The organism is Ectobacillus funiculus, from assembly GCF_004138295.1.
Taxonomy (GTDB): Bacteria; Bacillota; Bacilli; order Bacillales; family Bacillaceae_G; genus Ectobacillus; species Ectobacillus funiculus.
This window is the reverse complement of the sequence record NZ_SCFM01000023.1, coordinates 11,503-24,087: the sequence shown is the minus strand read 5'-3', so window position 1 is coordinate 24,087 and position 12,585 is coordinate 11,503. Positions and strand designations below refer to the sequence as shown.

The 12,585-nt window shown below is 39.3% G+C and carries 6 protein-coding genes; 1 reads left to right on the top strand and 5 read right to left on the bottom strand.

Annotated features, from left to right (window positions below; genetic code table 11):
- Positions 1 to 14: 14 nt before the first annotated feature.
- The 3 genes from EP737_RS15400 to EP737_RS15390 form a co-directional block, all read right to left on the bottom strand.
- Positions 15 to 1,028, bottom strand: coding sequence for a substrate-binding domain-containing protein (locus EP737_RS15400; protein WP_129728863.1), 1,014 nt, complete (start codon positions 1,026 to 1,028; stop codon positions 15 to 17).
- A gap of 783 nt (positions 1,029 to 1,811) precedes the next feature.
- A complete protein-coding gene (locus tag EP737_RS15395) occupies positions 1,812 to 5,528 on the bottom strand; it encodes an S-layer protein (RefSeq protein ID WP_246040272.1) in 3,717 nt (1,238 codons plus the stop codon).
- An 833-nt stretch (positions 5,529 to 6,361) separates the two neighbouring features.
- Entirely contained in the window at positions 6,362 to 7,729 is a 1,368-nt protein-coding gene (locus EP737_RS15390) for an MATE family efflux transporter (RefSeq protein WP_129728861.1), read from the bottom strand.
- 260 nt (positions 7,730 to 7,989) lie between these two features.
- Between EP737_RS15390 and EP737_RS15385 the strand changes: the two genes are divergently transcribed.
- On the top strand, positions 7,990 to 8,754 hold the full coding sequence (locus tag EP737_RS15385) for a helix-turn-helix transcriptional regulator (RefSeq protein ID WP_342046269.1): 765 nt from the start codon (positions 7,990 to 7,992) through the stop codon (positions 8,752 to 8,754).
- 229 nt (positions 8,755 to 8,983) lie between these two features.
- On the opposite strand, the gene EP737_RS15380 is transcribed toward EP737_RS15385, so the two are convergent.
- A complete protein-coding gene (locus EP737_RS15380) occupies positions 8,984 to 10,765 on the bottom strand; it encodes an ABC transporter ATP-binding protein (RefSeq protein ID WP_129728859.1) in 1,782 nt (593 codons plus the stop codon).
- On the bottom strand, positions 10,752 to 12,521 hold the full coding sequence (locus EP737_RS15375; RefSeq protein WP_129728858.1) for an ABC transporter ATP-binding protein: 1,770 nt from the start codon (positions 12,519 to 12,521) through the stop codon (positions 10,752 to 10,754). Before EP737_RS15375 ends, EP737_RS15380 begins: the two co-directional genes overlap by 14 nt.
- Positions 12,522 to 12,585 lie beyond the last annotated feature (64 nt).

The following is a 12,585-nucleotide window of genomic DNA, read 5'->3' as shown; positions in this document are numbered from 1 at the left end:
GTTTTCTCGATGCCTCACTTAGCATAATAATCTTCTACATTCTCTTTCGTAACTATAGAAATTCCAGTATCGACATAGACTGGCAATGCCAGTGCGTCTGAAACGCTCTCCTGTTGCGGTGAAGCAAGATTATGATTAAGCTGAAATAAAAACTGTAGGGACCAGTATCCCATCTTCCAGGTACCTTGAGCCAACGTCGCAGATATTGTCCCGTTCTGTACCATATCAAGAGTATTCTTGTCCGTATCGAAGCTAATAATCTTCACCTGTTTATCAGATTTTACAGATTGCACAGCCTCTCCAACCCCAACCCCGCCATTAGCCTCAGTAGTAAAAATTCCTGCCAGGTCTGGGTATTGCTTTATGACTTCCTCTGCGACTTGTTTTGAAACAAGCTGGTCTCCCCGCCCATCCTTTACGGCAACTACTTCTATTTGTGGATATTCTTTATAAATTGTCTCTAGAAATCCTTTCGTTCTTTCCTGATGGTTTAATTGATTCAATAATGTCACAACAGATACTTTTCCTCTACCATTTAACAATTCCCCCATTTTACGAGCCGCGGTTACTCCAGCATTATAATTGTTTGTGCCTAAAAACGTATGCACGTTACTGGAAGAAGCATCCGAATCAAATAATACGACAGGAATTCCTGCATCTATCGCTTTGTTAATTGTAGCTGTTAACACAGTGGGATTAATGGCTGATATAGCAATTCCTGCGGGTTTCTTTGCAATGATTTGTTCTAATACTGCAATTTGCTCATGCACATCGTACTGCGTGGCCCCGCGATACTCCACCGAAACATTCAACACACGAGCCGCATCTTCAAAGCCCTTCAGAGCAGTTTTCCAATAATCAATCCCTGCTAGGAATGTAACCATGACATATTTTTCGCTAACCTTACCCCGAAAGTCATCCTGAGGCTGATTGGAGGAACTAGAAGCAAATTCTTTTAAATGATAGTTATATAAATAAGTAAGAAAGCCAGCAAACAAAAAAACATAGATGAATAATAGCTTTTTCACTAAACGAAACCCCTTTCAAAAAATTCATCTACTAATATTCGTTTCTAATAGCAACCTATTTTACCGATTCACTTCGTTTGATTTACATTAACTAAGAACCTGCTTAGAACATTTCGTCAACATTCAATACCCTTTCAAAAATCCTGTCAATCAAGACATTCCCCTTGATTAATACGTATTAATTTCTCTGAATTAACTGTTCCTTCAAGGATTATCCTACGTCTATAAAAACTTGTACGTACAAAATATTATAATCAAAAAAATCAGAAAAAGAAACAACTTCCCCATTTTACTAGTTTATTCTCTTCCCCAAATGAACACTTTTAACCTAATCAAGTGACTTCTGGTTTATCGCTTTTTGATTTATAAGCTTAATGCTACTTTCCCTTTTCCATAACATTCTTCTCTAATAGCAACCTATTTTACCGATCCGCTTCGTTTTATTTTACATTAACAAAGAACCTGCTTAGAACATTTCCTCGACATTGAATACCCTTTCAAAAATCCTGTCGATCAAGATATTCCCCTTGACTCATGCGTATTAATTCCTCTGAATTAACTGTTCCTTCAAGGACTATCCTACGAATATAAGAACTTGTACGTATAAAATGTTGTAATCAAAAAAATCAGAAAACAGCAAAAACCTGGGATAAGCATGTTTTTCCTCCTACTTATGTCCCAGGTTCAATAATTGACAAACCAGCGCCTTAGCAATATTTTAGTTGTTAAGATACAGAGTATAAATGATTTAGGGTTAAGACGAGTTACAAGATGTAGTTAATACTACTCGCTTGTTTTTTCAATTAATCTTTCTACTGCTGCTTGTAAGGATGTTTTTGCAGCAGCCACTTTCTCTAGTGTAACTTGTGGATTTTGTAATACTGTTTTTGCTGTTTGTAGTGCTGAATGAAAGACGTTCCAACTTTCCTTGGTGTAGTTTTTTTGTTCTCTTCCTTGATTTGCATCATACAATTGCTGCAGCTTTTCTTTATTTACTTCAACCTCATTTGTACCTGTAATTACATCGATACCATCCAAAACAAAAGTACCGCCTTTCACAACAACCTTAGCAGTATGTTTGGTATTTTTGAGTCCCCGAACGTTATAAGATGTTTGTCTGTCCCCTTTAGCATAAATTCTAAAATTTTCATCAATTAATTGATCATCGATATACACATCAATTAATGCATCCGAAGTCGCTCCAAATAAATTGAAACCTGATCCGTCAAAATTGAAGATCATACTATTAGTACTATCTGCTTTAGGTGTACTGTAGATATTGATCCCACGGTAATCCATATAGGTATCTTTTCTTTCATTATCCTTCAGTGAAACTTTCAACGTGTGCGGCTTTTCTTCCAGGCCTCTTACAGAATATCTCACGCCAGTAACAGGATCTACGCCAAAGTTGCCCATATCCACACCATCAAGTTCGAAATTATATAACGATTTTTCTCCAGTCCCAGCCAGATAGTCAATACCTGAACCTGTGAAGTTAATTAAAATGTATGGATCATCATTAAAATTCGCCCATGCATTCGTCGTATTTGAGCCCCAAGCGGTAGTCTTTCTAAATGCATAAACTGTATTTTCTTCATTCCCTATTTGAGATTCATCTGATATTTTAACAATGTTACTAGGTCCTAAGCTTTTGGCTGCTAACACAGGGTCAGTCGTTTCTATTTCTGCCTTGGTGAAGCTAATCGGTTTGTCTTTGGCTACTACTTTAAGTGTATGCTCTTGATCTTCAAGATCCTCTGCAGACCAGACCATCTGATGAATTTCACTGTTATTCAGATAATTCGCTTCACCGACTAATTTTCCATCTAAATACACATCCGCAGTTCCATTTGACGGATTCGTTATACCAAATAATCTGATATCAGTTCCCTTAAATTTCATTTCAAAGGAAGCCCCATTCGATCCCCAGGCATTTGCACTGTTTGATGACCAGCTTCCGGAATAGAATACTTTGTTCAAAGTCCCTTGTACCTTTGTTGAGTCCCCAAATCCTACAGCTACTCCGTTCCAAACCGGAACATCTGTTTTTACAGTCATTTGCGTACGGTTAAAGTGCGCATATCCTGCTTGTGTATAGTCCCATTTCCCAACATATCCGATTGGATTCCATTTGTCGGTATTGTTCAAAGCTGCTGCTTCTGTCTCATACTTCTTACCTTGTGCACTGTCATATTTATCTGATTCATAGGTGTATCCTTTAATTGGATCTACACGTAAATTATCAATAAGAGTTTCATAATAACCGGACCCTAGCGTAACTCTTCCAGCCATTACAGTTGAATCAACGTCAGTATAAGCAGCGATTTCTTTTCCATCCAAATAAAGTGTAAATACATTTTCTTTCGCTTCAAACGCTAAATTATGCCAAACCTTGTTATTGAAGCCTTCAATCGTTCCACTGTTTACAACTTTCCCAAGCTTAAGAATTTCGTATCTTCCATCTGAATATACACGTGCATTATATGGTGCAGGGGAATCTGATCCACCCGCTTTCACTTGTCGCACCCCAATTAAGGCATAATTACTTCTTCCTGCTACTTCAGGTGTATGCGTATCTAACAAAAAGTCATACGAAACTTTATAATTCACCCAACGATGATCACCGAGAGTGGTGGTTGGGTTACTGTTAGATGCTGATCCATCTGTTCCGCCCCAAACCGCCCAATCTGCTCCAATTATGTCATGAGTGATTTTCTGCTGCAGCATATTTCCATGAGCCTTTGCATTCGGAATTTCTAGATCAGTACGTGCTGCACTTTCACTAGATAGCGGTTTAGTTGCTTTTTTCACAACTTCAAAAGCAGCAGTCTGGTCAGTAGTATAGCGTGGTGTGCCTCCGCGACGATCCACATAATCTCTACCTTTTTCATCGACAGGATATTTCTTGTATTCAAAGTCATCCGTATATGGTAGTGGCAGTATTTTGTCTTGGGATACATCAACTGGTTGTGATTGATATTCAAAGTCTTTAATTTCAGATTTTTTATCTAATGTTGATATAGTCACAATTGAGTAAGGCTTCACTTCAACTTCATATACACCGTCTTTTGGTGTGATTTTGCTGACATTTTTAAACCAATTCGCATCATAATCTTGTCCTGCATCCGCCCCGCGTGTTTCCCAAACATAGACTGGTGCATTCTCTTTTCCATTTAGATTTTTAGTATGAATTTGATATTTACGCGTCTCCTTTGTATTATTTGCAAAGACCGTTGTATAGTCATCCGTTTCTGGAGCCTTTAATGTCATATAATTATGAGTACTCGTATCGACGTCTACACCACCATCGAAGAAAGCTCCATCACTAAATGTTGCATCCTTAACATATATCCAGCGCTCATTTTCGGGTGTGGTGTGATCATCATATCCGACAAAGTTCATAACATGACGAACTCCTTGTAACCCACCATCTGCTTCATAAAAGCCAGACCATGGATCATACGCACTAATGAGATGCTTCGGATTATAGGCAGAACCTTCATAAAAGGCTGCAACTGAAGGTTGAAAATCAAATGAAACTGCATGAAGCGGATTGCTGCCTGCTCCTGTCCATGAATATGCTGATATAATACGCGAGGTTACATCGACAATCCCTGCTTTTCCTCCAAGCCCATTATAATTTGGCTCCATATTTTCACGGTAACGGGCATTTATCATTGGAGCAATTCCTTCAGATATCCAAACTTCTTTTGGCTGTTTGCCTTCAGCAATCAATTTATTTTGCAACTGAGTGAGTTCATTCGAACCAGTCAGACCATAATGGGAACTGATCACGTCAATTTCATCAATCAAATCTGGATTTTGAAGTAGTGTTTTACTAATTGTTGCTGTATCACGATAACCATCTGCAGCAACAAGTTTAATATGTTTGTAGTCTGCATCATAGTTTGGCTCTGTTTTGATTTTTGAAGTAAAGTATTTTAGCCATTCAAGTTCATTTTTACCATTATTTTGTGCTCTTTCATTTTGAGAAATCCCAACATAATCTAGTTTAAAGCCATACTCCTTATAAACTGCATCGATTGTCTGTTTATACCATTGATATCGATTCTCGTATTGATTACTTGCAGCACCACTCCATGAAAAACGCGGTTCACCCCAACGCAAAATTTCGACCGTGATATCTGGGTTGATAGATTTGGCATCAGCGGCAAATTGGAACCCTGCTCCTCTAAGCACATTTGCTGGTTCATCTGCATAACGCATTGTTGCGGGTTCAGTTCCAGAGGATGAATTCACATCAGCGCCCAACTCTACTTTAACGTGCGTGAGTCCAGCCCCTGTTTCTTTATTAAACAGCTTATTCATAATTTCCCAATACTTTTTCGGATTTTCTTCCTTGTAATCTAACAACAAACGTGATGTATTATTACCTGTTACCGTTCCAAAGCCTTTAAATCGGTTATATTTATCTACATTGTTGCCATCAATTGTAATTGTTTTTGTGGTAACTTCAGCTTTAGCTTCATTTGGTCCCATAACAAAAACTGACCCAAATAGCGTGGAAGCAACACATAAATATCCGATACTCTTTTTAAACTTTTTTCTTTTACTTACCATTTTTATAACCTATCCTTTCCCCCTCGCTCAATATATAAAACGAAATAAGTCGTTTCGATTACAGCGATTCTAGTCTATTAGTTTATTTCTTTTTAAGAAAACTAGATTTTCCCTCTTACTCATCAAATACATGAATACCAATAAAAGACTCATTACAATTAATTGGGCCCTGTCGTGATTTTGGGGCTTTGTATTTACTTTTCTGATGTTGTTCTAAGGAGATGGAATAAGGTAAGTTTGTAAAGGTATTACATTTTTCATAAATCCCTCCCTATATATTTTAAAAGGTGTGTATGTTAGCTGAGTGGGGACGTCCCTCATCAGTTCTAACCCTTTTTCATTCCCTAATAAAACAATGCTTTTCTTAAAGGTTTTCCCTATGTACTACCTGATTTTTTAGAGAAATAGTGTTAGCGCTTTCATTATGTCATATTCTCTTTCGTTTTTTATGCCATTATATCGACTTCATTTAATGTTTTTTTTACATCTTTAGGCTGTTAATAACATGAACTTATAATAAGAAGGGGCTTATTTCTGCTGCCCACAACCTGTTACAAAACTACGAAGAAACCAGGGAATGAGAAAATTGCTTTGTTATAGAGTATTTCTACCTAGCTTTTTATGTTATGGTCATAGAAAAACAATACACCCCAATCAACCTTCGTTAATTGGGGTGTATATTTCTTAAAAACTATAGCTAAAAATGCAAGCAATCTATAAAAATTATTATAGTATAGCAGGTAATAAGCATTCTAAAAAACCATCGTTGCGTTTTTCAGTTCCTCCTTAGCATCAGACTTCACTATAAACTTTTTGGCTCTCCAACGGAATAGAACTAACACCCCTCGCAGTAATTCATCTAAAATCATTGCTGCATAGATACCATACAAGCCCCAACTCATCCAAATTCCTAGGCAGTAAGATAAACCTACGGCAATCACCCACATGGAAACTAATCCAACTATCATGTTAAAGCGGGTTTCGCCTACAGCGTTTAAAGCATTGCCTAAAGCCATATTGAGCATTTTGGCCGGCTGCAGCAGCAGATTAACAGCTAGCAGCGAAACGCCGAGAGATACAATCTCCGAGTCAGACGTAAATAATTTAAGGGCCTTATTTCCAAACCCATACAGTAGGAGCGTATTGACCAAGACTAAGGAAAGCCCGATCCACATCACCCGATAGGCACTCCAGTAAGCCACTTGGTCTTGACCGGAACCATGGAGATGGGCGATGCGAATTTGCCCTGCCATAGCAATAGAGAAGCCAACTAAGAAGCAAAATGACTCTAATGTGTTCATATAAGTTCTTGCAGTTAACTCCTTGGAGCCAAGAATGGCAATAAAAGTAAAGATCACTAACTGAGTAAAACACCAAGATGACATTCCCACCCCTAGCGGCCAACTCAATTTCATAGTTTCTCGAAACAACGGTCGATCAAATATCCGTATATCAGTCCAGCTAAAACGCTTCTGGAAGGATTTCCTAAAGATAACAACCAGAATGATGGTACCTATTATGCGGCTAATGGTTGTAGATAAAGCTACGCCTGTCAGACCCCATGCTGGAAATCCTACAGCACCGTGAATGAAAGCATAGTTCATGAGAACATGAATAACATTGATTCCAATGGCAGCATACATAGGACTGCGTGTATCTCCAGTATTGCGGATCACTGTACTAAGTACAACCATGGCTGCCATAAACACCATGCCTCCGCCAACAATGGAAATATACGTTTTCCCAAGAGGCTGTAGATTCTCAGAAAGCTGCAGCAGATTGGCGATAGGCTCCGCTCCGAAAGCAAGGAGAACACTAAGAGCTGCTCCGATCCCAATACAGATCTTTAAGCCCATCATACTAACGGTACGGGCTTCCTCCTCCTTCTTCGCCCCAAGCTTCTGGGCCACAAGTATCCCGGCACCGCTGGCCACTGCCGCAAACAGAATATTTACCGCATTAAACAACTGCGTAGAAATTCCAATCACTGCAACAGCATCATCAGATACATGACTGACCATCAAGGTATCTGTAGCTCCCAGCAAAAACTGCAAAAGCATCTCAAGAAAAATAGGCCACGCAAGCATCCAAAGCGACATATTTTTTTCTTTACGTATCATCTAACCCCCTCCTACTCCCTCGTTGATATGAAAATCTGTCTTTTTCCCAACGACCTAGTCATTTCACATTATAAAAGTTATACTCTAGGTGATGTGGCAGTTTTTAAACCAAAACTTTCACTTTTCAAACCTGACGAGATTGGAGGTATGGGGACATGTCTATACTTCAGTTTATCGCTCCACCCTTGCCGCACTATATCGCTAGCGGTTTTGGGGTGTTCCAGCCTAATCAAAAACACTTCAATCGCAGGGACCTTGGGTTGTTCGATTTACTGGTCGTTACCCATGGCACTCTTTATATCGGAGAAGAAGATCGACATTATGAGGTATCCGCCGGACATGCGCTCATTTTACGACCTGATCAGCACCATTATCCGACGAAGGGCTGCCGTGAGAAAACGGGATATTTTTGGATTCATTTCAATACAGCAGGGAACTGGAGAGATACGGAAAATTACCCTATAGTACCACAAACGGAACCAATGGGATTTGATGCTTTTACGGTTCAAAGCTTTTCTATGAATATCCCGCAATTTGTCCGGTTATTACAGCCTACAACGGTTTATGAGAAAGTACAGCAATTAAATGATTTGGAGCAGCAATCACATAACAATTGGGCACGTTGGAAGCGACAATTAATCTTTCAGCAAATCCTTGAGCTACTGAATGCCTCTCTTGACCTGAACACGGTGACGCCCGGGGAACAAGTTGCCGATCAGGCTGCTTCTTATCTGCGCAAGCATTACAAGGAGGACATTACAGCTGAAAAACTTGGAGAGGTTTTAAACTTCCACCCGGTTTACATAGCACGCTGCATGCAAAAGCAATTCAGCTGCTCCCCTATCGAATATCTTATAAGGTATCGATTAGAGCAAGCCAAGCTGCTCCTCTTGCGAACGGATCTGCCAGTCGCCCGCATCGCTGAAGAAGTAGGATTTCATCAACCCTCTTATTTCAGTTACAGCTTCGCTAAATACGAAGGCCTTTCGCCACGGACTTATCGAAATCGCTTTTCGAATTACTAGGGTATAGAGTCTTTCAGTAGTTTTTCGCGGGGAAATGGAAGAGGAAAAATTGTAGTCGATAAAATCGGTACTGGATAACCTTGTAGAAATGATGAAAGCCCATTGAAGCCCATAAACGATGTAATATCCCTAAGAAAACCAAGCCTCTTCATTATTCAGAGGCTTGGTTATACATTGTTAGTATCAAATCACAGAATCTAACGCTCCCATAGCGTGGAAATGACCGTTTTTATCCCACTTCCAGGGATTGATGTTGTGAATGATGCAGTTTCCAATAGTAACTCTCTCGACTCATTAATTCGCTATGGGATCCTTCCTCTATAATTCTTCCTTTATCGATTACGAGAATACGAGTCGCATTTTGAATGGTGGAAAGACGATGGGCAATAATAAAGGAGGTTCTATCAGCCAGCAACGTTTCAAGTCCCTTTTGCAAGGCCAGCTCTGTTTCCGTATCAATCGATGATGTAGCCTCATCCAAGATTAATATTTTTGGATCTGCTAAAAGCGCACGGGCAAAAGAGATTAATTGCCTTTGTCCAGTCGAAAGCCTTGTGCCTCTTTCGTTAACCTCCGTTTGATACCCATCTGACAGCCCCATAATAAACTGATGAGCCTGAACCGCTTTGGCTGCTGCAATCACTTCTTCATCCGTAGCATCCAGCCGTCCATAACGAATATTATCCATAATCGTACCAGAAAAAATAAACGGATCCTGAAGCATGACACCCATTTGTTTTCGTAAGGATGGGATGGTGACTGTGTTAATATCGACACCATCGATTTCAATTCGTCCGCTGCTTACTTCATAAAAACGGCTAATCAAACTGATGATCGTAGTCTTACCCGATCCGGTTGCACCAACAAGAGCAATGGTTTCACCAGGATTCGCACAGAAATTAATGGATTCAAGGATTCTTTCACTATCTTCATATCCAAACATAACATCTTTAAATTCAACTTTTCCTTTGATAGGAGGAAGCTCCATAGCATTTGGACGATCTTTTACTGTCGGTTGTTCATCGATCATTTCGAATATTCTCTCCAAGTAGGCCGTCGCATTAATGATCGCATTGTAGAAATTCCCAATATTAGCGATTGGTGCCCAAAACATTCCAATATAGCCAACAAAAGCAACCAATGCCCCCACTGTTACTCCATTGCCAATCAGGGATATACCGACAACATAAATGAAAGAGGTGGTAATAATAGAAATATTTTCAATTGAAGGCCAAAGCAGAAATTGAATTCGTACTGCCCTCATCCATGAGCTTCGATAACTTTCAGATACCTCATTAAATATCCGTTTATTTTCTGCTTCCCTTGTAAAGGCTTGCGTTACTTTGATTCCATTGATGCTTTCATGAATATAAGCATTCATATTCGATTGCTTGTTACTTAACAATTGCCATGCCTTCCGTTGGGCATTTTTTATCAGCAGGATGACGCCGGCAAGGATGGGAAGCCCAAGCATTGCCATAAGCGTTAACTTTACATCAAGCGCCAACATAAACCCTATAATGACGAAAAGGCTAAATAGATCGGTAATCAAATTAATTAAACCATTTGATAATAAATCACTTAAGGAGTTTACATAGTTTACTACCCTTACTAAAATCTTCCCGTGCGGCCTGCTGTCATAAAATGAGAATGATAGCTTTTGCAAATGGGTAAACAAGTCTTTTCTAATATGGAGAACAACACTATGCCCAATTTGAGACATCATTCTAATTCTATATTTCATGCAAATCCCAGTCATAATGAGGGCGATTAAGTAAATGCCTGCAAGAGCTAACAAACCGGCAACATCCTTCTTCGGAATACTTTCGTCAATGGCTTTTTTAATCAAATATGGTCCAATTAAATTTGCACCGCTGGCGATCAGCATGAGTGAAACGGTTACAAATATCTTTTTTCTGTACGGTTTCAAATAAGCAAACATTCGTTTTAAATGAATAAAACTAAATGGTGATTCCAACTCTTCATCGACATCAAATTTATTTCGCGCCATTGAGATATTTCACATCCTCACCATTATATTGATGATCAAAATTCCCATTTTGGTTGCTAAACACTCTATAGTAATACCCTTTTTTAGCCAAAAGCTCTTTATGCTTCCCTCTTTCAATGATCGTACCATTGTCCATGACCAGAATTAAATCTGCTTCTCTTACAGAAGAAATCCGATGGGCAATAATAAAACAGGTTTTCTCCATAAGAATAGACTGTAATGTTTGTTGAATCCGGAGCTCTGTTTCCATATCTACAGCTGAAGTGGTATCATCCAGAATTAAAATGGATGGATTTTTTAAAATGGCTCGTGCTAAGGCAATCCTTTGTCTCTGACCTCCTGATAGACCTACCCCTCGTTCCCCAATAATAGTATCGTAACCATTCGGCAGCTTTAAAATAAAATCATGGGCCTCTGCCATTTTGGCAGCAGATTGGACTTTTTCGAATGAGGCATCCGGGTCACCGTACGCAATATTGCCTTCAATTGTATCCGAAAAAAGAAATATATCCTGCATTACCGTTGCCATACTACCCCTCAATTTAGCTAAATCCCATTCCTTTACACTCAGCCCATCTACCCTTACGTCCCCGCTCGTCACATCATAAAATCTGCTTAGCAGATTGACTAATGTTGATTTTCCGGCACCCGTTGGTCCAATGATCCCCACTGTTTGACCCGGCATCACTTTAAAGCTGACGTCTTTTAAAACCGGTTCGTCTCCATAACTAAAAGATACATTATTGAAATCTACTATCCCCTTAAGGTGTTTGATCTTGAATCTTTTTGCCTCATTAGTAATTTCAGGTTTTTTATTTAACAGATCTTCTACTTTTTCAGCTGAAGCGATAAACCTTTGAACATCATTTATTAACCAGCCGGCCATCCGCATCGGATTATTTAACGCCCAAATCAAAGAATTAAATGTTACTAACTCCCCCAAAGTAAGAGAATCATTAATGACCATCATTCCTCCAACTAAGAGCATTACAACAGTTAGCACTCCTGCCAATGAATCGAGAATAGGCAAATACTTTTCCCAAATCCTTGCGGAGACGAGATTTTTTTCCTTAAAGGCCTCATTTTCCACTGAAAACTTCTCAATCTCATAATCTTCCTTTGCGAAGGCCTTCACGACACGATTTCCGCTAATGTTTTCCTGCACCACTGAATTTACCCTTGCAAACTGTCCTCTGATCTCAGAAAAAGTAGGTCTGACAGTAAAGGACAAACGGGTGGCAAAGAAACCAATAATTGGTGTCACCGCGAGCATTGCCATCGCTAACAGCGGATTGATATAGAACATAAACCCAATGGCGAATACTAAAATGGTTAGATTTTCGAAGATCATATAAATTGTCCATGCGGTAAAATGTCTTACAGTCTCCAAATCACCGGTCATTCGCGCCATGATATCTCCAGTTTTGGTCCGATCGAAAAAACTAAAATCTAATTGCTGCAGACGATCGTACAACCGTTCTCTTATCGTGAATATGACACTTTGGGAAACCCGCTCGAACATTAATTGATAATTATATCGAATGACTGTCTTGATAACGGTTATTCCTATCATCGTCCCCAAAAAGGGCCATAACAAACTATTCTGATGGCCATAAATAACCTTATCAACAATTGTTCCTGCCAAATATGGATTCAGCATATTTAGCATGGAAACAGCTAATGCCAGAAAAAGTCCGCTGAATAATCTAATGCGAAAGTTCCGAATATACCCCCACACCCAACGTATACTTTTCACGATCTCACTTCCCCTCCCCCGCCTTTGATTATTAAACATAGATACACTAAAATAAAAACATTTA

What these genes read in the sequence shown, in the direction of transcription:
- EP737_RS15395 (WP_246040272.1), bottom strand. Translation starts at nt 5,528, where the DNA reads ATGGGACCAAATGAAGCTAAAGCTGAAGTTACCACAAAAACAATTACA.
- EP737_RS15390 (WP_129728861.1), bottom strand. Translation starts at nt 7,729, where the DNA reads ATGATACGTAAAGAAAAAAATATGTCGCTTTGGATGCTTGCGTGGCCT.
- EP737_RS15380 (WP_129728859.1), bottom strand. Translation starts at nt 10,765, where the DNA reads ATGGCGCGAAATAAATTTGATGTCGATGAAGAGTTGGAATCACCATTT.